This window comes from Hydrocarboniphaga sp. (genome assembly GCF_028291725.1).
In the GTDB taxonomy this organism is placed as follows: domain Bacteria; phylum Pseudomonadota; class Gammaproteobacteria; order Nevskiales; family Nevskiaceae; genus Hydrocarboniphaga.
Map to the genome: position 1 here is coordinate 15,995 of NZ_JAQGNT010000097.1, position 24,373 is coordinate 40,367.

Consider the following 24,373-nt stretch of genomic DNA (forward strand, 5'->3'; position numbering starts at 1 on the left):
GGCGTCGCCGTGAGCAGACGCGCGCCTCCTGCAGCCCTTGCGCTTCGTGCAAGCACCGTGTCGGCGCGCTCATACCCGCAGCTCTTCGAGCGTCTCCTCGAGCCCCAGGCGCCAGTCGGGGCGCTGCAGGCCCAGCAGCGACTCGGCGCGGCTGCAATCCATCTCGGAATTGCCCGGCCGCGGCGAGCGCGTCGGGTAGTCGCGGGTGCTGATCGCCTGCACGGTCGGGACGCGGCGGATCAGTTGTTTTTCGAAGGCGCGCTGCAGGATGGTCTGCGCGAATTCGTGCCAGCTGGTCAGCGGCGCGCCGGCGTAGTGGTAAATGCCCCAGGGCAGGCGGCGCGGCGATTCATAGCGGGCGGCGAGATCGAGCGCGGCCTCGGCGATGTGTCCGGCATAGGTCGGCCCGCCGCGCTGATCGGCAACCACGCGCAGTTCGTCGCGCTCGGCACCCAGTCTCAGCATCGTCTTGACGAAATTGCCGCCGTGGCCGGCGAACACCCAGCTGACGCGCAGGATCAGGCTGTCCGCGCCCGACGCCAGCAGCGCGCGCTCGCCTTGGAGCTTGCTCGCGCCGTACACACCCAGCGGCGCGGTCGGATCGGTCTCAAGATAGGCGCCGGACTTGTCGCCGGCGTACACATAATCCGTGGAGAAATGGATCACCGGCACGCTGGCGGCCGCGCAGGCGCTGCCGAGCCAGCCGGGCGCCTCTCCATTGATGGTATGCGCCAGCACCGGCTCGTCTTCGGCGCGATCGACCGCGGTATAAGCGCCGGCATTGATCACCAGGTCCGGCGCATACTGCTGCACGGCGCGCTCGACGCTGGCGCGCTGAGTCAGCTCGAGCTGATCGCGCCCCGGCGCGACGACTTCGAACAACGGCCGGCGACCGGCGCGGCGGATGATTTCGCGCCCGACCTGGCCGGTACCGCCGGTCAGCAGGATTTTCATGGGGTGAACTGCGGCAAGCGCTCGGGCGCCTGGTACTTCAGCGACGGCAACAGGCCATCCTTGCCGGACACCAGCGGCGTGATGCCGGCCAGCGGCCAGCGGATCGCCAGCTCCGGGTCGTTCCAGGCGATACCGTTGTCCGAGGGTGCGTCGTAATACTGGGTGCACTTGTAGGCGAAGTCGGCTTCGGCGGAGAGCACGACGAAGCCATGCGCGAACTTGGGCGGGATGTACAGCATGCGGTGCGAGACATCGTCCAGCTCGATGCCGAACCACTGGCCGAAAGTCGGCGATCCGGCGCGGATATCCACCGCCACGTCGTAGACGCGGCCGCGCGCGGCGCGCACCAGCTTGCCCTGGGGATTATGCAGCTGGTAGTGCAGGCCGCGCAGCACGCCCTGCCGGGATCGGGACTGGTTGTCCTGCACGAACGGCTGGTCGATGCCGGCGTCGCGCAGCCAGGATTCGCGGAACGTCTCGACGAAAAATCCGCGCGCGTCGCCGAACACCTGGGGCTCAAGCACGACGACACCGGGCAATGGGGTCTGGACAATGTTCATAGGCCGCTAGCCGGCGATTTCGCGCAGGTAGCGCCCGTAGCGCGTCTTGCCGAGCTGGTGCGCGGTCTCCAGCAGATCGTCACGGCTGATGTAGCCCATGTTGAAAGCCACTTCTTCGGGACAGCAGATCTGCTGTCCCTGGCGCTCCTGCACCACCTGGATAAAGTTGGACGCGTCCAGCAGGGCCTCCGGCGTGCCGGTATCCAGCCAGGCAAAGCCACGGCCCATGTGCTCGACGAACAGCTGCTCGCGCTCCAGATACACCTGGTTGATGTCGGTGATTTCGAGTTCGCCGCGCTTGGATGGCTTCAGGTTCTTGGCAATCTCGACGACCTGGGCATCGTAGAAATACAGGCCGGTGACGGCGAAATCCGAACGCGGCTGCTTGGGTTTTTCCTCCAGGCTGATCGCGCGGCCGCCTTCGCCGAACTCGACGACGCCATAACGCTCGGGGTCGCGCACGCGGTAGGCGAAAACCGAGGCGCCATGCTGGCGCTCGCAGGCGGTGGCCAGCAGGTCCGGCAATCCATGACCGAAGAACAGATTGTCGCCCAGCACCAGCGCTGACGGCCCGCCCTGAATGAAATCCTCGGCGATCCGGAAGGCCTGGCCGATGCCCTTGGGCTTGCGCTGGATCGCGTATTCGATGTTGACGCCGAACTGCTTGCCATTGCCGAGCAGGGTTTCGAACAGTGGCCGGTCGCGGGGCGTGCAGATCACCAAAATGTCGCGAATGCCGGCCAGCAGCAGCACGCATAGCGGGTAGTAGATCATCGGCTTGTCATAGACCGGCAGCAGCTGCTTGCTGGTGGCGATGGTCATCGGGTGCAGCCGCGTGCCGGTGCCGCCCGCCAGCAGGATTCCACGCCGGGCCGGCGAACCTGCCCCTTGGTTTGTCAGCACCTTCCGTTCCTCATTATCGGTTCAGCTGCGTCTGCCTAAGCCGCGTCACCGAGAATCTTCGTCGGCAGGCAGCCTGGGATTCAAAAAGATGGCCCATGCCATCGCGTGGTGTAACCGGGACACTTGCGGAGACGTCAAACAGTCTCGGCGGAAGCTCGGCGTCTGCGCAGGCAAGCCGTCGCGGATTATAGCCGGTCGGCCAGACCGGCTCCCCGGCTTCGTTGCCCGAACACGGGTGTGCAGGCCACAATCAAGGCTAATACATGAAGCATGACAGGCGGAGGGGATCGGCTTTGTCGTCGTGGCTGAATCGCATTCTCCGTCGCAAGCCGCCACCGGTCCGGTATCGCGGGCACCTCGACGCCCTGCGTGACTTCGTGGCCGACGGCTGGGCGATCGATTTCCAGGCGCCCGAGCGGCCGGTCATCGTCGAGTTGCTGGTCGACGGCGTCGCGGTCGTCGAAACCCTGGCGGACCGGCCACGCGCCGACCTCAAGCAGGCGCTGATCGGCAACGGCTTCCACGGCTTCGTTGTCGCCCTGCCCGAGGCCGCCTTCGACGGTCGCCATCACGCGATCAGTGCCCGGATCAAGGACACCGGCCACCTGCTGGTCGGCTCATGGGACACCGTGCTGCTCAACCCCGAATGGAGAGCGGGCTACGACGGCGCGGTCACCGGCGTCGAGGAAGGCGCGGTGCTGCGCGGCTACTGCCGCAGCCTCGGCGCCGATCCCGCTCCGTTGATCATCGACCTGATGCTCGACGGGGTCCGCATCGCCCAGGCCACGGCCTCGGGCGCCGCACCGATCAACGAGTTGGCAGACGGCTGCGGATTCGGTTTCGACCTGGCCAAACTAGGGCGACCCGATTTGCTGTCAGCCACGCTGGAGTGCCGTATCGCCGGTACCACGGTGGCATTCCCTGCCAGCGCCGCGGTACACCGCGCCATTGCGCTCGAAAACCTGCGGCTGCTCGACGGCGCCCTGGTGGGCACGATCCCTATGCCGCCGTTCCTGCCGGTGGATACGGCGATCGACCTGCTGCTGGATTCGGCGCCGGTCGATGACGTGACCTGGACGTCCGCGCCAGGTCGTCACGGCATCGTGCTGCGGCAGTTTCGTGTGCCCTTATCGGCGCAGCAGCAGGAGGCCGCAGCAGCGCTGAGCTTCGAGGCACGCTTGCGCGATCTCGGCTATCAGCTCGGCCGGCCTCGTCACACGGTGCAGGAGGCCCCGAAGAACCTGCTGGCCAACGCCTTGTTCCAGCAATGGCAGGGCAAGTGCCCCGCGTCCTGGCAGCTTACGCAAACCCGGCTGCTGCGCTGTCTGCCCGAGCATTGCCTGCTCGATCTGGCCGACGCCGAGCTGCCCTGGTTCGGACCGCTCGCGCTGCGACTCGATCTGGCCCAGCCCGGCGACGAGCTTGCGGCAGCACCGGCACCGGTCACGCTGTTGTCGCAAACGCTAGGCATCGACTCACTGCCATCGGCCCAGCCGCTGGATTTCGTGCTGGTGGCGCGCGCCGACAAACCGGCTCGGGCCGAGCTGGTGCTCGAGATCGAAGACATCGACGGCTCCCGCGCCGAGGTTCGCGCGCCGCTGCAGCTACTGCCCCGATGGAGCCACCAGGCCACCCGGCTGTCACTGCCGGCGAGGGCCGCCACCTCGCGCTCGGCACTATTGAAGGCACGATTGAAGATCGACGTCCTGGACGATGTCGGCGTCGTCCACTTCGCCGCGGCCGGACTCGGCCTCGAGGGTTTCGAATGGAAGCCGGCCATGTCGCCGGTGCCGGACGACGTGGCCGACGGTGTCCGGCCCGACCCGAACGCAGTCACCAACGGCAGCTTTCGCGACTGGAGCCACGGCCTCGAATTCGAAAACCCCGGGCGGCGTCTGGAAACGGCAGACCGCTGGTTCCTGCGCAGCGATTCGACGCCGGCAGCGCTGACCATCGTGCTGGAGAAAATTGCGCTGCAGGATGGCAGCCGCAATCAGCCGCCTCGCGAACTGTACGGGCTCGGCATGCTCGGCGAATCGCGATCCGTAATCCGGATGGAAACCCCGCTCGATCCGCTGAGCCTGCGCATGGGGGCCCCGGAAATCCTGCGGTTCTACGCCGCGCGCAAGCCGCATCGGGACACCGCAGCAGCAGCTCCCATCGAACGTATCGCCCTGATCCAGCGCAGCCGGCGGCCAGGCTCGCCCGGCGTTCCGGTCGCGAGCCACGACGAGATTCTGTGCACGATTGCGCGACGCGTGATCCCGAGCCAGGCCGGCCGCTACCACCAGTTCAAGCTGCCGCGTCTGAACATCGACTGGTCGGCGTTATCGACCCGCTTCGATCTCGCGACCGCCGACCAGGGCACGGTGTTGCTGGCGTTCGAGTTCGCCGGCGAGATCGACTGCGTGCTGGCCGACGTATTCCTCGGCACGCAACAAAGTAGCGTCGCCGCGGTCCGCGAGGCTGGCCATGGCCGAGAAAAGATCAGCGACAGCCGCGAAGCCGGCTATATCGGCCTTGAGGACCCCAACATCATCAATCAGCTCGACCTGATCAAGGGCCTGGCGGCATGGGGCCGCGGCGAGCCGATCACGCTGGCCGCCGGCGCCGCCGAAACCGGCGATGTCGAAACCGGTGCAGCTGCCAGCGGCGTGCGCTGGTCACTGCCGCACCTGAATTTCCCGTCCGTCGAGATCGTGATTCCGGTCTACAACGCGCCGCAGGACGTGCTGAACTGCCTGCGTTCGATCGAGCGCAATACCGGCGTGCCTCACCTGTTGACACTGGTCGACGACGCCTCCGACGCAGAAACCGAACAGCAATTGCTGCGTTATGCGCGCGGCCGACCCTGGGTCAAGGTGATCCGCAACGACGCCAATCTCGGCTACACGCGAACCTCGAATATTGGTCTGGCCCAGAGCGCGGCGCAGTGGGTGCTGCTGCTCAACAGCGACACGCTGGCGACGCCCGGCTGGCTGGAAGGCCTGGTCGAGTGTGCCCTGTCCGATCCGGCCATCAAACTCGTCGGCGCGCTGTCCAACGCCGCCTCCTGGCAATCCGTGCCCGAGCTGTTCGACAGCCGCGGCAAGTTCAAGATCAATGCGCTGCCCGACGGCTGGTCCGCGGACGATGTCGCCGCGCTGGTCAGACGCGAATCGGCTCGCGCCTTCCCGCGCGTGCCACTGCTCAATGGCTTCTGCACGATGATCGAGCGCGACGCGCTCGAGCGCCTCGGCTATCTCGACGAGATCGCGTTTCCTGTTGGTTATGGCGAGGAAAACGACCTGTGCCTGCGAGCAGTCAAGGCGGGCTATCAGTTGGCGATCGCCGACCACGTCTACGTCTACCATGTGAAGTCGGCGAGCTTCGGCAACGAGCGCCGCGACCTGCTCTCCAAGCAAGGGCAGGAACAGCTGATGCGGAAGCACCCGGACGTCGATCTGAAGCGAGAGCAACAGAAGCTGATGGACCTGCCCGCGCTGGTCGAGCTGCGTTCCGCGCTGGTCGAACGCTTATCTGGCCTGCCGATGCCGGCTCACCCCGAGCGCGCCTGAGATGCTCACACCGAAACTGGTATTCGTATTGCCAGCCGCCGGCGGCGGCGGCGGCGCCCATTCCGTAGTGCAGGAATCGATCGGACTGCGCCGCTTCGGCGTGCCGGTGTCGATCGCGGTTCCGGCGGAATACCACACGCGTTTCGTCGTCAATTATCCGGAGCTCGGCACCCAGGGCGTACCGATTCCGATTTACGCGGACGCCGCAGCACTGGCGTCGCTGATTGCCGATTGCGACCTGGTCTGCGCGACCACGAATGGCTCGGTGCGGCATATTGCCGACGCGCTGGAGCTTGTCGATCGCGCTGCCCGCCCGCGCATCGCTTACTACATCCAGGACTACGAGCCCTTGTTCTACCCGCCCGGTTCACCGGAATGGGATGAGGCGCGCCAGTCGTACACCCGGCTGCCGGGCTGCACGCTATTCGCGAAGACCCGCTGGCTGTGCAACATCGTCTACGAGAACCACGGCGTCCGCGTCGCCAAGGTTGAACCCAGCCTGGACCACGACATCTACTATCCCGGACTTTCGGGCGGACTTTCGGGCGGACTTTCGGGCGACCGTGGCGGTCTTAGCGTATTGGCGATGCTGAGGCCACAGACGCCGCGTCGCGCGCCGCTACGTACCCTGAGGATCATGGAGGCTCTGGCACAGCGCTATGGCGACCAGGTCGGCCTGCAGGTGTTTGGCAGCAGCGACACCAAACTGCAAGAGATGGGCATTAAGCTTTCGCCGCTGATCCGTAATCATGGCAGCCTGCTGCGCACCCAAGTGCCCGAAGTGATGCGCAATGCCAGCCTGTTTCTCGATCTATCCGACTACCAGGCTTTTGGGCGCACCGGCATGGAGAGCATGGCCTGCGCCTGCATTCCGGTGGTGCCCAGCCTCGGCGGCAGCGGCGAATACGCGGTGGACCGGGTCAACGGCTACGCGGTCGATACCCGGTCGGACCAGCAGATCCTGGAAGCGGTTGGCCACTTCGTCGGGCTATCGCCTGCCCAACAGGGCCAGATGAAGATCGCCGCATTGACCACAGCGGCACGTTTCACAATTACCAGGACGGTTCTGAGCGAGTTGACGCTTTTCGATTCGATCACACAATAAGTATCCACAATAAATGCAAATTAAATAGCGGGCAGCACGAAGGGCGTGCTTTATGCTTCGGTCGGAGTTGTTGCGCTGTCCGGAACCGTTAGTATCCGCACACGGGGCCTTCTTGTTTCGACGCAATTCAACTGATGCTGGTCAAGGTGGCCGTCCGGGCGTACGGTGCCGCTCGGCTCGACCAGGCATTTTCCACAGTGTGGGGATGGGGTGGGTATGGCTGATTCGCAGTACTTGAAACCGGCGGTACGGACAAAGGAGTCCGACGCCAGCCCAGGCTCAGCTCCCGACGCCCTGTTGCGCGCCATCGAGGCGCTGCGGCGCTCGGTCGAGCTGTCTACCCGGCAGACCGAAAGATTGACCACGGCCGTCATCCAGGCGCTGGCCCGTCTGGAACAGGGGCCAGCCGCGCAACCGCCGGCCACGACCACGTCACTGCAGGCCGCCGCGAACAAGAAAACCGTCAACTGGGTAATCGGGCCGCCCGACAATATCGGCTGGGCTTATGGCAACAACGCCAAGCGCCTGTCCGCCCGCCTGATGTCCTACCGCCACATGATATCGGCAACCGAGCGCACCGATGTCGCGATCTACTTCGACGCGATTGTCGCCGATCGTTATCCGGCTCCGGCGAAAAAATCGATACTGCGCATCGGCGGCCCGCGACCGCTGGATCGGCTTTACGGCGACAACGTCGAGGCGATGCGCGAAGCGTTCCAGAAATTCGATGCGATCATCGCTCTCAATGGCGAACTCTATCAGCGTGCGCTGAAAGCACACCGCAATGTGCACCTGATCCCCAATGCGCTCGATCTGAAAGAATGGCATCCGTCGAAGCTGACCGCGAACGAGGGACGGACCTTCACAGTGGGTTTCGCCGCAAGCCTGAAATCCTCGGCCGAAGCCGAGATCAAGGGGCTCGACATCGCGCTGGCAGCGGCCGCGCGACTGGGCGCACCGGTCGTGCAGACGTCCAGAGGCAAGGAGCAGATTCCGCACGAGCGGATGATCCCGGATTTCTATTCCAAGATCGATGTACTGGTCTGCCCGGTGGCTCCGGGCCGCGAAGGCACGTCCAACGTCATCATGGAGGCGCTTGCGCTGGGGATTCCAGTGGTGACCACGGTTCACGCCGGCTACCACGGCGAGTTCCTGGTCGACGGCAAGCACGCGCTGATCCGCGAGCGTAACGAACTGATGTTCGCAGAAGCGCTGGCAACGCTGCAGCGCGATCCCAGGCTGAGGCGGCGGATCGGCGGCGATGGCCGTAGTTTCGCGGAACGGCATCATGATCTGTCGCTCGTTGCCCGCGATTACGCCAATGTGATCGGCGGTGCACGCAGCACCCGGACGCCGGCGACGACAGCGCGCAAGAAAATCTCGTTCGTACCTTTCTGGGAGCCGGCCGCCAATTTTGGCTCGTCGCGTCTGCGTGCCAAGTATCCGTCTGAGTTCCTGAGCCGGGCCGGGCAGGTCGAAGTCGGGCTCGGCTACGATCCGGCGGCCGATATCGTCATCGTGATCCAGTCCTGCAGCGACGAGATCATGAAGCAGCTCAACGCCAATACGCAGCAGTTCGTGATCTACGATGTCTGCGACAAGTACTATGAGAATCCGCGGCTGTTCAAGCATCTGGATCCGCCGGTCGATTCGCTGGCGCGGTTCCACGAATTGGCTGAGCGCGCCGACCTGCTGCTCACGCCGTCGCGCGAACTGAAAGCCGACATCGCATCGCGGTTGCCGCTCAAACCGGTCAAGCATGTCGTTGAGCCGGTCGACTACGGCACCACACCGCTACCCTGCGCGTCGGCCGACAACAAGCTCGTACTGTGGTTCGGCAACCCGGATCGCGGCAATTTCGAAAGCAGCAAGTGGATGATCGACCGGCTGTGCAGCATTCACGGCTACCAGCCGCTGATTGTTTCGCGCAAGAGTTTCTTCAAAAAATATCCAGAATATCTGGAGCACTGCGTCGACTGGTCGATCGAGGCGATGACCGACGCTTTCTCCAGGGTCGGGGTCTGCGTGCTCGCGCACGACCAGGCCGAGCAGGCCAAGAGCCCCAACCGCTTCGTCGCCGCAATGATGCACGGCGTACCGACGCTGGTACACCAGTCACCGTCGTGTGCCGATATCCTGGCCGAGACCGGGCACGATTTCGCAGTGATCAAGTCCGAACGCGATCTGGACCGATCGATCGCCAAGCTCGCTTCCAGCGAGTTCCGCGATCTGTTTGTCCGTCGCGTACAGCGCCATCTCAACAGCCAGTACGGCGAGAAAGCGATCGCGACCATCTACACCGATGTGTTCAACGACTACACCTATCCGCGCGCCGTATTCTCCGTGCGGCCGCGCCGGATCGCGTTCGTGTCGCACAACCTGGCGGTCGGCGAAGGCGCGCCCTGGAGTCTGCTCGAACTGGTTACCGGGCTCGCCGGCAGCGATATCACGCCCTTCGTTTTTTCCGCCGCCAATGGCCCCTTGCTGGCGCAGTACCGCAGCGCCGGGATACCAGTCGAAGTCTTCGATCTGCATGCCCGGCATACAGTCAAAGTATTGAATACGCAATACGCCAACCTGACCGCGGCATTCACCAGCTTCCTGAAGACCAACGAGATCGAGGCGGTGATTTGCAACACCGTCAAGTCGGCACCGTTTGCGAGCATCGCGCGTCGCCTCGGCATCCCGGCGACGGTGATCGTGCGCGAATCCTATAGCGCCGACGAACGCTTCTCACATTTCAGCGGCGACGCAAAACGTGCGGCGATAACCGGCTTGTGCGCCGCGGAGCACGTGGTGTTTGTCGCCCGGTCCAGTCACGACATCTGGGCCGACCAGCCTTTCGGCGGGCGCGTTCACGTGATTCATAACGGCATCTCGCCAGCACGCTTCGCCGAAGATGCGGCCCTCGACAAGCTGCAGGCGCGGGAACAGCTCGGATTGCCGGCGGACAAGGTCATTGCCTTGTGCGTGGGCACGATCAACACGCGCAAGGGGCAGCGCGAAATCATGGAAGCGTTCGCCGAGCTGCCGGCGGAATTCCGCGACAAGGTTCAGCTGGTGTTTCTCGGCGCGGTCGAGAATTCCCAGCTCAGCGACTTCAAACGCAGTTTCCAGGCGCTGCCGGACGACGTACGGGCGCAGGTCAGCACCATCGAGGCGACGGACCGGGTCACACTGTTCTATCGCGCCGCCGACATATTTCTGATGAATTCGTCATCGGAAGCTTATCCGCGCAGCATCGTGGAAGGTCTCTATTTCGGGCTGCCGGCGCTGTCGACGCCGGTGTTCGGCGTCAAGGAGCAGATCCGTGACGGTGAAACCGGATTGCTGTACGAGTTCGGCGACATGCCGGCCTGGAAAGCCGCGCTGACGCGTCTGGTCGACGAGCCCGAAGTCCGCGAGCGCATGTCGGCGGCGGCGGCGCGCTCGTTCTGGATGCTGACCGGCTACAACGAAATGCTGATGGCCTACAAGGCCATCATCGCCGACATGCTGCAAAGCTAGTGTCGTGAGTGGTACTAAAAAACCTTGACGAGCTGCAATGCACCTCAACCCTACACAGGATGACAGCATGACGATTGAAACTGCCGATGCAACCGCGCCCGCAACAAAACCCGCTGATGCAGCAGCACTCACCGCGACGCTCGGAGCCATCGTCGCGCAGGCGGTCGAAGTCAGGAAGGCCGCCACCGCCGAATCGCTGCTGTTCAACTATGTGCTCAACAATGGCGCGCCCAAGGATCGCCATCTTCAGTCGATGATGAAAGTGATGCAGACCGCCGTGGATCTCGGCTACGAAAGCTGGCCGGCCGAGATCAGGAACCTGTCAGTACGCCGTGATCTTTTGCATATCGACTGCGGATCGACGCTGTACGGCCCGGTGTTTCGTGCGCTGGGCACGACCAGCTACACGGGGATCGACAAGCAGCTGACGCCGACGCGCAAGAAATTCCGCAGTCATCTCGAGAAGAAAAACGTCGATACCGGCTTTTCGATGGTCGATGTGATGCGCCTGATTCCCGGCCTGAGCTACATGCAGACCGAGGAAATCGTATTCCGCGAAGCGTTCGATCTGGCCCTGATGCAGGCCGTCACGCACACCACGCCGTCGGTCCAGACCCTGTTCTCGCAAATTCACCGGTCGCTGCGCCCAAACGGCGAAATCTGGTTCATGCACGAGAACTTCTATAGCTGGAGCGGACATCTGACTCACCCGCGCACTCCGTCCAAGTACGACCCCTCAGACACCGGACAGGCGACGATGGTGGACTGGGGCCATATCGATTTTCCGGCGCCTGAGGGGCACCGACTCGGCGCTTTCAACCGGCTGACGCTGACCGAACTGCGCAAAATCACCAACGCCTATTTCGAAGTCTCGCAGTGGATCGAAATACCGGAGCGCAGCAGCGTCAAAGAGCGGCTGACTCCGGCTCTGCGCGCCAAGCTGTCCGCGTACTCCGACAGCGATCTGACCACCAAGCAAATCGTTTGCCGCGCCGTCAAGCGCGAGTTGTTCTGAACATGGGTGCAAACTCGCTTTGATGAATATCTTCGAGGGCAAAGACCTTCGTGTCGTCGGCCGCCTGTTCGACCGCTCGCTCGATCAGCTGGTGATCACCTTCACCGGCCGCGCGGCAGCTCCACCGGTCGCCAAGGGCTTCGGCGAAAATTATCTGATCAAACGGCAAATCTCCGCGGTCCATTTCATCAGCAAAGACAATCACTGGTGGCAAACGGCGGAGCTGCGCCAGGCCATAGACGAAGTGGAACGTCTCGGCCTGATCCAGAATCGCGGCCTGACGCTGTACGGATCCAGCATGGGCGCCTACGCGGCACTGATGGTGTCGGGTCGACTCAAACCGAAGCGGCTGATCCTGTTCTCACCACAATTCTCGATCGACGGAAAGCGGGTCCCGTTCGAAAAGCGCTGGCGCAACTACGCCGCCAAGCTCAGCTTCGATTACGACGACATGGCGGCATGTGTCGATCACGACGCGGAGATCAAAGCAGTCTTCGATCCCCACTACGAGCCCGATACCCGGCACATCGATCTGATCGAACAGCTGCGGCCGCTGGAGAGGATCGCGATACCGTTTGCAGGTCACAACACGGCACGCGCACTTGAGGAGTTGGGCATTCTGACCCAGGTGACCGATGCGCTGTTGTCGGGCAACTTCGACAAGAATAGATTCAGTCGCCAGTACCGCAGTCTGCGCGCCGGTTCGTCACTATTTTGGCATGGGTTCTCCGAAGCCCTGGAGCAACGCCGTCACGCGGCGGCCTCGACCTATACAGCGATGCTCGCGGCGCTGGTGATGAGCAACAGCGGCCGCATGAACGACCCCGTACTGCGCCGCGACATCCTGCGTCGGGGGATGGCGGCGGCTTGCGAGCTGGAACTACCCATATTTGCGCGCAACTGGCTGAGCGTACTCGAGCCACTGGAGAAGCATCCCTATCAGGTCAGCTATTTCCGCGCGCTACTCGCACGAGCCGAAAACAACTGGCCACTGGCTCTCAGTGAGGCAACGGCTGCGTCAAACGGCAGCCCTGATTCGCCCGTTTTTCTCGCCCTGAAATTGGAAGCCGCGACGAAATGCGGGGAAGCCGCCGGTGTCTTGCTCTATTGCGACCAGCACACGACCCGCGTCAGACGATCCGGCGCGCTCCTGCTGGCACAGGCGATGGCCAGCGCCGGGATGCAGCAGTGGCAGGCGACACTGGACACATTGAAACTCGTGTTCCGCTATGACCGCCGCAATCCGCGCGCGCGCGCGCTGGCCGTACATTGCTGGATAGCGTTGGGCCGGCCCGAGGCGGCTGAAAAACAACTAGCCCCGGTATTGCAGTTCGACCTGCCCAGCCCGCAACTCGCGGCCGAAATCCGCACGCTGCTGGCCAACGGCGGTTCACGCGGCCCAGCCAAACGCTACGAGCAGCGCCAGACGCGCAATCGCGAGCGCTTCAATGCTCTAGTCACCGAGTTAGGCGGCCTGGACTGGAAGATCTGGCCAGCCCAGATTCCCGACCTGCGCGCCCGGCATCCAGTTTCGCGGCGCAGCGCGCCATCGGCGCTTTCCTAATCCGGTTCGGGCTTCGTCGGCGGCGAAATCTCGACCGCCGATGCTGCCGCGACGTCTGGCTGCAGCTGCGGGAAACGGTGCTGGTACTCCAGCAACGGCGCGCGGAACCAACGCTCCGCCGTCGAATATTCTTCATAGATCCGATCGAACCCATCGACGTCGAGGGTCCCGGTCAACGACGCTGCCTGTAACCCGGAATAGGTCCGCCGTAGCCAGCGTGCGGGGCTGCCGTCGGCTGGTGACGACATCGCCGACGACACTTGATGACGCAACTCGCTGCGCAGGAAATCGGCAACAGCCGCGCGCGCCGCGTCGTCGATCTTCATCGCGACGCCGAGCTGAGCTTCGCAGCGCCGGATCACCTGCTCCCAGTCACCCAGCAACTGGTTGTATGACACGAAAACTCGTGGCTGATGCCGACTTGCACGTTCCGGCAGTAGGTTGTACTTGAGCCACAAGGCCTGCGAATACTCGCCGGACAGGGCATAGCGCTGAGCCAGCGAAGCGGCAACTTCATCCGGGTGGCGGAAGATCTGAACGATACTGATCCTGTGACCGAGATGCGTGGCGACATCGAACCAGATTTCGGACAGACCAGATATCCGCGGGTCCTTGATCACCGCAATATCGGCTTTCGGCAACTCCCCCAGGAAGGCCCGGATGTGCGCCTCGAACATCTGGCGCCGACGACTCGGCTGGGTCGCCTCCTCGACCACGCGCAGGCTGGGATCGTGATAGGCCGAGCCGATGCTGCGCAGAAAGGCATCATTGCGCTTCAGCGACACTTCGGGCTCGAAGTACCCCATCGGATTAGCCTTGCTGGGGCGCAGTATCCGCTCAGGCAGCGCGGCACCACATAGCGACAGCACGCGCGTCATCGCAGATGTACCGCTGCGCCCCATCCCCAGCACGAAAATGATGTTCATCATAGTCACCGCATTCGACGGATCGGCAGCCACCATTCTCGACGCTGCGCCCTCTACAGGAAGTATAGCTTTCACCCCGGGGCAATCCTCACGATAGTACGGGCGGCATCCAGTGAACTCGTATTCGCTTAGAATCGAACACAAAGTCGGCGGCAGCCGGCTATACGCGATGCGCGCCGCGTCTCCGCCAACCCGCGAAGGCATATGAAGAAACTGTTCGTCCATATTGGTGCACCGAAGACCGGGACGTCGGCCATACAGCACTTCATGCTGCGCAACCGCGAGACGCTGGCCAAACAGGGCGTGTTGTACCCAGAAGGTGGCATGCTGAAGTCGGCACATCATCTGATTGGCGCGGCAATCCATCCGCTACGCGTCAAGCGGTTGGGCACCGCAGCCCGGGATGAAGTACTGGCAACCGCGATCAACCGAATCAAGGAGGAAGTCGCCCAGCAGTCGCCGCATACGCTGGTGATCTCGACGGAATATTTCTGGGGTGCGCTTTCCACCACCAATGTGAATCGACTGCTGGCGCCATTCAGCGACTGGGACCTCAACGTCATCGTCTATCTGCGTCGGCAGGATCTGCTGGCGCAGTCGCTCTATGTGCAGGCGGTGAAGACCGGTACCCCACTGACGTTCCAGGAGTGGGTGGACAGCGCCGTTGACAGCGGCAAAGCCGGCTTTTTGTTCCATGACGTGCTCGCTTCGTGGCGCGATTGCGGCCTGCCGGTTTCGGTCATCGTCCGCATCTATGAAAAATCCCGGATCGGCAGCGACATCTGCAACGATTTTCTGGAAACAATCGGTGCCTCCGCCGTCGGCGACCTTTCCTTCGACAATCGCTCGGTAAACACCGCGCCCGACATGGTGACAACCGAATTGCTGCGGATCATCAACCGCAGCCTGCCGGACAAGGAGGTCGCTGAACGGGTTCGGCGGAACATCATCAAGCACAGCCCGCCACGAGCCTTGTTTGCGCCGCTGCGTTACCTGGATTCGGCTGAAGTCGTCGCCTTCATGCAACGATTCGACGCGGACAACCAGAAAGTCGCGAAAGAGTTCCTGGGCGGCGAGGACTCGGCCTTGTTCCAGGATCCGCTGCCTTCAGGCGACGACGCCGAGCCTGCTGGTTTCCAAGCAAACGCTCTGCTGCAGAGACTGATCGAGTTGTTGCCAACGATGATCCAATCGGCGGCGGAGCTGAAAGTCGCGCCGCCAAGCGTGACGGCGGTGAACAACGACCAGGCGCTACGATTCAAAAAGAAGCAGCGAAAAATGCAAGCCAAGCTGCGAGGAAATCCGGCCTGATGCGCGCCGAGGCGATGCAGCAACTGCCAGATGAGACCGAAGAGATTTCGTACCAGGCAAGTAAAAGCGATTCCGATACCGTTTGCTCAGAACGGCACGCGGATGAATGGTGTCAGCCTAAAATAGAAATAGTCAGGACGGGGTGAACATGACTCTGGATATTCTCGGACTTCCCTGGCTCACGGAAAAGTCTGATGAGGCTAGGTCGCTGCTGGCCGATGCGTCTGCGCTGCAATCTGCCCCCCTGGAAACCCTGGCGATGCTGGCGCAATGTCGCTTGACCGCCAGCGATACACGCAAGCTCTGCCGCACACTCGCAGGCCGAAAGGGCGCGACCACAAACGAGAGCGGGTTTGCCTGTATTCGGGTATGCCTTGCCTCGCAGACTACGGCGGAGTTCCTGGCCGACGAGTTGATACTGGCGGGTCTCCGATTCGGCCTGCTGATCGATATCGTCGCCACCGAGTTCAATCAACTTGCCGATCTGGCGTTCGGCAATTTCTTCGACGATGAACGTAATGCCGGTGTCGATTTCACCTTCCTCGCCCTGGACTATCGGCAGCTCGGATTCCGTCTCGATTCTCTAGGCTGCCCTGATCAAGCCGAGCAGGATGTCGAAGATAAACTGGCTTTCGTCCGAGGAATCGTCGACGGAATCCGTTCACGAACCCGTTCGCCCTGTGTCGTTCAAAACCTGGTGCCGCAGGCGGAGTGCTGGAACTCCAGCTTTGACCGTGGCCTGGCGGGGACGGCAAGCTGGCAAGTCGATACTTTCAATCGGCGCCTGTGCGAAATCCTGGCGGGGACCGGCAACCATCTTTTCGACGTGGCGCAGATTGCCTCGATCATCGGCGTTTCGCGGTGGAACAACCATTCCATGTGGTACCTGGCCAAACTGCCGTGCTCGCAGAATGTGGTTCCGTACTATGGCCACCGGATTGCGGCGACGCTTGCAGCTGCTCGCGGAAAGTCCAAGCGCGTGCTCGTCCTCGATCTCGACAATACGCTATGGGGCGGCGTCATCGGCGATGACGGCGTCGAGGGGATCGTGGTGGGCCAGGGGTCTGCAGCTGGAGAGGCCCATCTCGATATACAGCGCATGGCCAAGCGCCTGAGGGCCTGTGGCGTCGTGCTCGCCGTTGCCTCCAAGAATTCGGACGACGTCGCCAGAAAGCCTTTCGAGCATCACAGCGAAATGCTACTCAAGCTGGATGACTTCGCCGTGTTCTCTGCGAATTGGGAGGACAAGGCCAGCAACATCCTGCACATTTCCAAGCTGCTGGAACTGGGACTCGATTCGTTCGTGTTCCTGGACGACAACCCGCTAGAGCGCGATATCGTGCGGCGCCGCCTTCCCTCGGTTTCAGTCCCGGAAGTCGGTTCCAACGCAGGCGACTATGTGTCGATCGTCATGAGCGCCGGTTACTTCGAGACGGTTTCTTTCGGAACCGAAGATCAGCAACGGGCTCGGATGTACCGCGACAACGCCAAGCGCAGCCTGCAGATGGAGACCGTGGGGGACCTCAACTCGTATCTCGCGTCCTTAGGCATGCGGATGACGCTCACCCCGTTCGACAAGGCAGGCCGCTCGCGCATCGCCCAGCTGATCAACAAGTCCAACCAGTTCAATCTGACGACGCGCCGCTATTCGGATGTGGACGTCGAGACAGTGGAGCTCGACCCCGATACATTCACGCTTCAGATCAGGCTGGTCGATTCATTCGGCGACAACGGCATGATCTCCGTGGTGATATGCCGCCGGCTGGAACGTGACTGGGAGATCGATACCTGGCTGATGAGTTGCCGCGTGCTCAATCGGCGAGTCGAAGAACAGGTGCTACAGCATATGGTCGAGCAGGCCCTTGCCAGCGGAATCACGCGGCTAAAGGGGGTGTTCCGCCCGACCTCCCGCAATCAGATCGTGGCGCTGCACTACCAGCGTCTCGGCTTCCAGAAAGATCCCGCCTCCACTGAAACGGAAGAAATCTGGTGGCTCGAAAACAGTGGATACCAGACAAAGCAACTGCCGTTCGAACTGAGTTTGCCGCGCGGGCAGTAAGCATCAAGCCCTCGTAGGGCGGGTCATGACCCGCCGCTTTCGCTCCACCGGTACACAAAATCAAAACGGCGGGTCATGACCCGCCCTACGAGCCTGGCCTACGAACGATTTGCCGGGACCGGAGCCGGCAAGTGAATCAGTTCAATAAGCCCAAACCCGCCCACCAGGTGAAACGAGACAGCCCGCCCGCCGAACAGCACCGCTGGCTTTGGGGGGCTGACCGTCATGTGCTTCAGCGAGTCTGCTGCCATGGCGGCCAGGGACGCGTCGGCGTCGTGCGTCGTGAAGCAGGAGTGATAGATGCAGGCGTCCTGCCTGCGCAGTACCGAACTGAGCGGCCCCAGGCCGTCGTCGGCCGGCACGATCAGCTCCAGGCTGGGCAGGCCACTGCCCCGGCACATGGCGAGCCGCACGTTCTGCTCGGGATCCACGATGAGCTCGCCGACTTCGTAGCCTAGCCCCTGCAGAAACACCCGCGCCGGTCGCTCATCCCGAGCAGCAAGTCCAAAGTGGTGGAACACCAAACCGTAACGCGACGGATTCACGGCGTCAGCACATAGGCCACATTGATCGGCAGACGCGCCGCCACACTTTGCTGCAAGGTCTTGCCGAAATAGGGCACAGCCAATTGGCGCTGGATCGAAAACCCAGACTGGGTGATCAGTTTTTCCACTTCTGCTTCATTGGAAAACAGCGTGATATGGTCGATCGCGGGCGCATTGATGCAGGTGGTCACGAATACATGTGCGCCATCAGCGGCTCGCGATCGAAGACGGGTCAGAAACGCTTTCGGCTGCTCAACGTGTTCCAGAACCTCGCCCATCACCACTACGTCATGCTTGCTGTCGTCCGCGCTCTCAGCCAGGAAGTCGGCCTGAATCAGCCGAAGGCGGTCGCGGGCTTGCGGCAGAATGGCGCGAACGGCCTCGTCCGTGAGCGCCAGGCTCGCTGCGCTGATGTCCAGCCCGACGAACTCGCTCAGCCGACTTTTTCTCATGGCCTGCAGCAGAAACAGCCCATGGCCCGGCCCGACTTCCAGATAGGAGCCTTGCTTGTCGTATGGGAAAGTCTCAGTGAAAAAGCGGTGGATCTGGACATGGTTGGGCCAAAGATAATTCGTGACCGCGAGACCCACCATGTACCGCTGCATGTACTCGTTGTTGAAATAGACCGAATCCGCGACTTCTTCGAACCGGGAGAACTGATAGCGGCCCTCTCGCATGAAGAAAAACTGCGCCTTGACCGTATCGTCCAGAATCGTCTCGTAGGACTCGGCAAGAAATTCGAGCGAGCGGTCAGCAGCAATGTGGCTGATGTATGCGTCGGCCTCCGCCCGCTCGCCGGGCTCCAGAAAGCGGAAAGCGTCCTGGATGAACTGCGCATGAGGCGGCCGTCTTTCGGAAACTGCAGCCACCAAGGCCGTCAGACCCTTTTCTGTATTCATAGATACTGTGCACCCGATGTCATTCTGCCAGCTCGGAAACGGCCGCGGTGACGCCGCCTAGCGCTCAGGCTATTTGGTCCGCAACTCGTTGATCAAATCGACCAGATCGCCGATGTTTTTCAGTTTGCCGATCCTGTCGACCGGGAAACTGACATTGAATTCCTGCTCCAGACGCAGCAGGAATCTCACGTTATTCAGGCTATCCCAACCTTCTACGACAGTAGCGTTGGTCGTGGCCGAGAAGTCGGCGATCGGATGGTCGACCACGTCTTCCAGAACGCTCTGCACGTCTTGAGGCACCAACACTGAGCTGTTCATTGTCCGTATACTTTCCAGGTTCGAGTGATAAATGATATTTTGGGGATGTTTCGGGAGAACCCTGAGGTTCCCGCAATTGCGCCGCATGGGCAAGCTCAGGCCATAGCCGCAAGCTTCCAGACATCCGACCATGGATGCCGAAGCACTATACCACTTGGATGGCCGGTGAAATGAGCCTCCAGCCGCCCCTCGTAGAACGCCTTCCAGCGTGCGGTGAACTGCTTGTCGGGCTCACCGGGCTCCTTGATCGGGCCTAGCTCAAAAACAGGACGAAAGCCGGTTTCGCTGCGGACTACGGTGTACCAGATGGTCTTGCACCGTGACTCGTACGCAATAAACGCTGGACCTGCCGAAATCTTGTTCGGGGCGCCCAGTACCGACACGTCGATATCGGCACTGTTGGGGCCATCCGCTACGATGAGTACCGTCTTTTTCTGCAGCAGCGCCTTGATTGCGACGAAGGCGACGGTCTGACGATTGGATGCCGTATCGATGATGCCGCCGCCACCTTCTGACTTCATCGACCTCTTGTTCTTGGCCACCGTGTATTGATCGACCATCAGCGTCTTGTAAGCCCCCTGCATCAGCCGCAGGAAAGAGCCATGAAAGCTGCACAACAGTGCGGGCGCGAGCGCCAGCACCTCGTCGAAGATCCGGCGGGATTCGTCATGATCCATGAGCGAGAGTAGATCCTCAAGCACCAGACGGGAAAGCTCACTTTGTCCCGATTCCATTTCCTGCAGGGTCGATAACACAGCGAGATCGCTTTGGTCACTGATGAAATGGTCGATCAACTGCGCTGTTCGCAGCTGTTTCTGCCACTCGTCTTTCCCGAGGTGCTGATGTCGATTCCGCTCGAACAGAAAATCCATCGTTCGGGCATCCACACGGCAGGCCTCATTGCGTTGCTCCGCAATGCGAAACAGATCGACGGCGGTTTGACATTCTGGCCATGCCCCGTACTTCATCCTCAGCAGGCTGAAACGCAGCTCCGGATGCAGGTCGCGATAAAACTTCAGATACTCGGCATTCGAGAAGTGCACCGTACTCTGCCGACCCTGCAAGCGCTCATCCAGTTCTGGCGCAAACTCGGTGCGCCACCGGGCCAGTCCGCTGAGCCTCATGAGCTGGGCGGTGAGAGAGACACTACTCAGGACCAAGGCTCTTTCCGCCGACAGCGCTTGAACCAGCTGTTCGTCTTGACCGGCCTGACCGAAATAGTCGACGACGTGCTGAATGACGGTGCCATCAGCCTCGAAACGTCGGATCAACAGCCCTGCAAGATCCTTCGCCTCGGCAAACTGCTCGCGGTTCAGGAGCTGCCCAAGCTCCTGAAATGCCGCCGCCGCCGGATGAGCACTCTTTTCGAACAGGCGCATATTGCGGCGCCTGTTCTTCGAGGTACGTGCCTCGCTATCGTGCGCGGGGCTCACTTGTTCCGCCTTGAGCGGAGCTGGATGTTTCGGCAATCAGCGGGAGCGGAGCACATGCTCAAGCCCATCAGCGATCCACTCTGGGCAGGTAGCTCAGATCGATCGGCCAGTTTTTGCTGACGTAGATGCCGAACGTCAGCGCACGTAGCCCGCGCTCCTTCATGATCACATCGATTTCACGGTGCGCCGTCGCACTGGGCTCTTCCGCTTCGTCGATCTGCTTGCCGATGATGTTGAAGCTGAGGAACAAGCCCCCACCGGGCACCAAGATATCCTGCTCAAGATGGTCCAGAAAAGCCGTCCACTCCGCCTTCGACCACACGCGATTGGCAGTGCGATTGAACGTGATTCGGCTGGCTGTCACCAGCTGATAGCGCTTGGTGATCGGTATAGGTGATTTGGCACCGAGCTTGGCGGCGATCACGTCTACACCCAGCAGATCGCAAAGCTTGACGAACATGGGTGGCTGCGCCTGCGTCAGCGCGGTTGCGCTGTGGCCCAGCTCGTTCAGAATTCTGCAGAAGTGGCCTCCACCGGCACCGAGGTCCAGCACGTTGAGCGGCTCGCTGGTATCCAGCGACAGCAGCCCCACCTCGGCCGCCTTCCGCTGAAACGGGATCTCGAACTTCATGTACTTGTGCTTGAAGCCTTTGACTGCCGTCCTTTCGGCGCTCAAAAATTCAGGTGGAGCCAGCTGCTCCAGCGAAATATTCATCGCATACGCCGACGCCACGCACCGCGCCACTACCTCGTCCAACTTCTGCATCTTCACGCCCCCTGACAACGGTCTAGATCAACATCACTATAACGAGTAGCGGTCTCCAGGCAAGAGCAACTCCCTTCGCAGTTTCGTGGACGCAACTCCTTGATGATGCGACTCCGGGGCGTCGTAGACCTAGGACACCTGGCCGCGGTTGTTCTGATTTCATACAGTGTCACCGTAACCACCCCAGTGTCACCGTAACCACCCGCGTAACCGTACAGTGTCACCGTAACCGTAACTCCATTGACGAGCCAAGCGTCAGACAGGGATTGAAGAATCGCCCTTGACCGCTGATGCAGTTTGCCATAAATTGCATCAAAATCGAAATGGCGCATCACATGGCAAGAACGACGATCACGCTTGAAGACGATGCCTTCGCCACGGCCCAGACGTATGCCAGGGCCCGCGCACTGAAGCTCGGGCAAGCGGTTTCGGAACTGATTCGTCGCGGCAGCGCCGAGCGCTTGCCGATCCGTAAGGAGGCCGGCGCATGGATATTCGATTTGCCGGCGGATGCCCCGAAAGTAACCGCCCTTGAGGTCAAAGAAATGTTGGATGCATCCTTTTGAGTTCGTTGCTGGACGCCAACATGCTCATCGCGCTTGGCTGGCCGGCGCATGAGCATCACCGGCGGGCGCTCGACTGGTTCAAGCGGCATGCGCGCCAGGGCTGGGCGACGTGTGCCTTGACCCAGGGCGCATTCGTTCGGATTATTTCGCAGCCGAGCTTTTCGGGGCTCAGTATCAATGTCGGTGAAATCGCCGAACTATTGCTGCGCAATACCGCGCACGCTCAGCACCGCTTGCTGCCTCTGGACTTTGGTTTCGAGCAAGTTCTGGGCTGCTGCACGGGCGGCTTGCTCGGGCACCGTCAGATCACGGATGCCTGGTTGCTGACCTTGGCCGTGCGCAACAGCGTCAAGCTGATCACTTTCGATTCGGGAATCGCACAGCTATTCGCAACCACTACGGAACGCGAACGCTACCTTCAGGTGCTGTAATGCGTGCCTTGACCGGGCGGCCACAGGGACTGTGCGTCTTCGATGGTGGCCTTGGGCCGGATACCGCGCAGGCTGGTACCCGGGACAAGCTGATCCAGCAATTGCAGCGGCTGCAAGGTCATGGTTGTAACGGGCGGTAAATACCTGCCCGTTCTTGCGCGTTTCTTCGACGATGGGATCATTCGGCATTGTCTTTTCCTGTTAATTCTTCGGGCGAACACAACACCGGGCAAACCAAACCATGCTCAGAAGCGACTTGCCACCTACCAAGCTGTCAGCGTAGCTTGAATTCCGACCGGCTCGGCAGTTGGCGCCGGGCGCAAGCCCACAAGGAATGCAGAAATGCCCGGACCGCGCGAGCGAAATCATCGCGACCCGGAATATCGAGCGGCAAGGAGAATGCTTCATGAAAGCGTGGGCACATCTCGTCTGTATTGGCTTCCTAGGCTCTGCGCAAATTGCGCACGCCGCAAAAAGAACCGGGCCGGAGCCCTACACGGCCATCGCACCCGCTCCGCAAGGTACGCAGAAATCTTTTCCCGGTGCCGAAGGATATGGCGCCTATGCAAAAGGCGGTCGCGGTGGTGCGGTTTTGTTCGTCACCAATCTGGACGACAGCGGATCGGGCTCTTTTCGGGCAGCGGCAACAAGCGCGGGGCCGCGCACGATCGTGTTCCGCGTCAGTGGATATATCGCGCTCGAGTCTCCCATTGAGATCAAAAGCCCGTTCCTGACCATTGCGGGTCAGACCGCTCCCGGGGGTGGTGTCTGCATTCGAGGCGACAAAGTGGTGGTCAACACACACGACGTCATCATCCGGCAGTTTTGTTCTCGCATAGGAAAAAGCGGGGGCGCTACCGTTCCGAGCAAGAGACGATCCCTTGATATCAGGGACGCACAGAATGTCATCGTCGATCACTCATCGTTTAGCTGGTCGCTGGACGACGTCGTCGGCGTGATTGATTTAAAAGACCCCCTGGACACAAAAAACATCACGATCCAGTGGTCGATTCTCACCGAGCCCCTTTTTCAGGGAGCCCATCCGCTAGGTGGCCCCCTGGTTGTCGGCGGTGGCGGCGGCGGCGTTACCAATATCTCGCTCCACCACAACCTTTTCTCGCAGTGCCACGTCAAGTGCCCCAGCATTCTCAGCGGCGAGACCGTCGATTTTGTCAACAACTACACGTTCAATTGGGCCTCTCTGGCTACCGCCGTGACCTCAGGATCCAGCGTCGGGAACCACAAGTTTTATGGTCCTTCGTTCGTCAATATCGTGAACAATCTCTACAAGGCAGGTCCGGGCATCAATAGTCCCAGCCCGCTTGACGGAAGAATTGTGGTGGGCCAGAAGAGGGCCAAAACCGCCGCTGCGATAAGAGACTTCCGCGTCTATGTTCACGGGAATGTCGACGATTCTGGACGACCTGCCGACACAGTGACCGATGGAGAGGGCCTCCTGAGAATAATGCCCGCCGAAGAGAGGGCTCAGGTATTGGCGAGGTCCCCAGTCAACAACAAAACCTTCGAGCTTAGTGTCGAGAATACCCAGGGACTCGGGGAGAAAATTCTGCGTTCGGTCGGAAGAACCATTCCGAAGAGAGACGCCGTCGATATGCGCGTCGTCGATGATGTTCGCCAAGGACGAGGCCGCAAATCGACCGTGCCTGAAGATGCGGGCGGCTATCCAAACCTGGCCTCGGGAACCGCGTATCCCGACGCTGATCAGGACGGCATGGATGACGCCTGGGAGACCGCGCACCATCTCAGCCCGAAAAACCCTTCCGATCGGAACCTGGAGGACCGCAACGGCGACGGCTATACTAATCTGGAAGAGTTCCTGAACTACCTCGCCACCCAACGAAGCTAGTACCGTGGCACTGAAGTGTCGGCAGGAACGGCCAAAGAATCTACCCGGACCAAGCCGACTGCGGTGATGCGCGACGGACGCAGATTT

Annotated in this window: 20 protein-coding genes; 10 read left to right on the top strand and 10 right to left on the bottom strand. The window is 61.5% G+C overall.

Translation table 11 applies throughout. The features are described from left to right. Positions 1-69: 69 nt before the first annotated feature. Genes rfbD through rfbA form a run of 3 tightly spaced genes read right to left on the bottom strand, consistent with a single transcriptional unit; the run spans position 70 to position 2,417 of the window. Complete coding sequence (rfbD, locus tag JWQ90_RS25295) at positions 70-954, bottom strand: dTDP-4-dehydrorhamnose reductase (protein WP_299697846.1); 885 nt, start codon at positions 952-954, stop codon at positions 70-72. Continuing rightward, on the bottom strand, positions 951-1,514 hold the full coding sequence (gene rfbC, locus JWQ90_RS25300) for a dTDP-4-dehydrorhamnose 3,5-epimerase (protein WP_299697847.1): 564 nt from the start codon (positions 1,512-1,514) through the stop codon (positions 951-953). The genes rfbD and rfbC overlap by 4 nt, the downstream gene beginning before the upstream one ends. 6 nt (positions 1,515-1,520) lie before the next feature. Continuing rightward, a complete protein-coding gene (rfbA, locus tag JWQ90_RS25305) occupies positions 1,521-2,417 on the bottom strand; it encodes a glucose-1-phosphate thymidylyltransferase RfbA (RefSeq protein WP_366919594.1) in 897 nt (298 codons plus the stop codon). Between the two features lie 293 nt (positions 2,418-2,710). Between rfbA and JWQ90_RS25310 the strand changes: the two genes are divergently transcribed. The 5 genes from JWQ90_RS25310 to JWQ90_RS25330 all read left to right on the top strand — a co-directional run bounded on the left by JWQ90_RS25310 (position 2,711) and on the right by JWQ90_RS25330 (position 13,165). Next, on the top strand, positions 2,711-5,974 hold the full coding sequence (locus JWQ90_RS25310) for a glycosyltransferase family 2 protein (protein ID WP_299697848.1): 3,264 nt from the start codon (positions 2,711-2,713) through the stop codon (positions 5,972-5,974). Between the two features lies 1 nt (position 5,975). Beyond that, positions 5,976-7,079, top strand: a complete 1,104-nt coding sequence (locus tag JWQ90_RS25315; protein WP_299697849.1) for a glycosyltransferase — start codon at positions 5,976-5,978, stop codon at positions 7,077-7,079. Positions 7,080-7,295: 216 nt separating this feature from the next. After that, positions 7,296-10,586: a glycosyltransferase family 4 protein gene (locus tag JWQ90_RS25320; protein ID WP_299697850.1), complete on the top strand. Its 3,291-nt coding sequence runs from the start codon at positions 7,296-7,298 to the stop codon at positions 10,584-10,586. Between the two features lie 67 nt (positions 10,587-10,653). Next, positions 10,654-11,601: a methyltransferase domain-containing protein gene (locus tag JWQ90_RS25325; RefSeq protein ID WP_299697851.1), complete on the top strand. Its 948-nt coding sequence runs from the start codon at positions 10,654-10,656 to the stop codon at positions 11,599-11,601. A gap of 22 nt (positions 11,602-11,623) precedes the next feature. Then, a complete protein-coding gene (locus tag JWQ90_RS25330; RefSeq protein ID WP_299697852.1) occupies positions 11,624-13,165 on the top strand; it encodes a tetratricopeptide repeat protein in 1,542 nt (513 codons plus the stop codon). Here JWQ90_RS25330 and JWQ90_RS25335 read toward each other — a convergent pair. Next, the gene (locus tag JWQ90_RS25335) at positions 13,162-14,127 is read right to left on the bottom strand and encodes a sulfotransferase (RefSeq protein WP_299697853.1); all 966 of its coding nucleotides are present in this window, start codon (positions 14,125-14,127) and stop codon (positions 13,162-13,164) included. The genes JWQ90_RS25330 and JWQ90_RS25335 overlap by 4 nt on opposite strands. Positions 14,128-14,295: 168 nt before the next feature. On the opposite strand from JWQ90_RS25335, the gene JWQ90_RS25340 reads away from it, so the two are divergent. Beyond that, entirely contained in the window at positions 14,296-15,402 is a 1,107-nt protein-coding gene (locus JWQ90_RS25340; RefSeq protein WP_299697854.1) for a hypothetical protein, read from the top strand. A gap of 148 nt (positions 15,403-15,550) precedes the next feature. Beyond that, positions 15,551-17,461 carry an HAD family hydrolase gene (locus tag JWQ90_RS25345; protein ID WP_299697855.1) on the top strand — a complete coding sequence of 637 codons (1,911 nt, stop codon included), beginning with the start codon at positions 15,551-15,553 and terminating at the stop codon, positions 17,459-17,461. Between the two features lie 98 nt (positions 17,462-17,559). On the opposite strand, the gene JWQ90_RS25350 is transcribed toward JWQ90_RS25345, so the two are convergent. The 5 genes from JWQ90_RS25350 to JWQ90_RS25370 form a co-directional block, all read right to left on the bottom strand. Then, on the bottom strand, positions 17,560-18,006 hold the full coding sequence (locus tag JWQ90_RS25350) for a VOC family protein (RefSeq protein WP_299697856.1): 447 nt from the start codon (positions 18,004-18,006) through the stop codon (positions 17,560-17,562). Further along, a complete protein-coding gene (locus JWQ90_RS25355; RefSeq protein WP_299697857.1) occupies positions 18,003-18,905 on the bottom strand; it encodes a class I SAM-dependent methyltransferase in 903 nt (300 codons plus the stop codon). The genes JWQ90_RS25350 and JWQ90_RS25355 overlap by 4 nt, the downstream gene beginning before the upstream one ends. 69 nt (positions 18,906-18,974) lie before the next feature. Continuing rightward, a complete protein-coding gene (locus JWQ90_RS25360; protein WP_299697858.1) occupies positions 18,975-19,223 on the bottom strand; it encodes an acyl carrier protein in 249 nt (82 codons plus the stop codon). Between the two features lie 95 nt (positions 19,224-19,318). Beyond that, positions 19,319-20,602: a hypothetical protein gene (locus tag JWQ90_RS25365; RefSeq protein ID WP_299697859.1), complete on the bottom strand. Its 1,284-nt coding sequence runs from the start codon at positions 20,600-20,602 to the stop codon at positions 19,319-19,321. A gap of 121 nt (positions 20,603-20,723) precedes the next feature. Beyond that, positions 20,724-21,371, bottom strand: a complete 648-nt coding sequence (locus JWQ90_RS25370; protein ID WP_299697860.1) for a hypothetical protein — start codon at positions 21,369-21,371, stop codon at positions 20,724-20,726. A 341-nt stretch (positions 21,372-21,712) separates the two neighbouring features. Between JWQ90_RS25370 and JWQ90_RS25375 the strand changes: the two genes are divergently transcribed. Both JWQ90_RS25375 and JWQ90_RS25380 read left to right on the top strand, forming a co-directional pair. Beyond that, complete coding sequence (locus tag JWQ90_RS25375; protein WP_299697861.1) at positions 21,713-21,988, top strand: hypothetical protein; 276 nt, start codon at positions 21,713-21,715, stop codon at positions 21,986-21,988. 5 nt (positions 21,989-21,993) lie between these two features. Beyond that, on the top strand, positions 21,994-22,419 hold the full coding sequence (locus JWQ90_RS25380) for a TA system VapC family ribonuclease toxin (protein WP_299697891.1): 426 nt from the start codon (positions 21,994-21,996) through the stop codon (positions 22,417-22,419). On the opposite strand, the gene JWQ90_RS25385 is transcribed toward JWQ90_RS25380, so the two are convergent. Then, on the bottom strand, positions 22,407-22,541 hold the full coding sequence (locus JWQ90_RS25385) for a hypothetical protein (RefSeq protein WP_299697862.1): 135 nt from the start codon (positions 22,539-22,541) through the stop codon (positions 22,407-22,409). The two genes, JWQ90_RS25380 and JWQ90_RS25385, sit on opposite strands and share 13 nt — an antisense overlap. A gap of 284 nt (positions 22,542-22,825) precedes the next feature. Between JWQ90_RS25385 and JWQ90_RS25390 the strand changes: the two genes are divergently transcribed. Continuing rightward, positions 22,826-24,286 carry a hypothetical protein gene (locus JWQ90_RS25390; protein ID WP_299697863.1) on the top strand — a complete coding sequence of 487 codons (1,461 nt, stop codon included), beginning with the start codon at positions 22,826-22,828 and terminating at the stop codon, positions 24,284-24,286. Positions 24,287-24,373 lie beyond the last annotated feature (87 nt).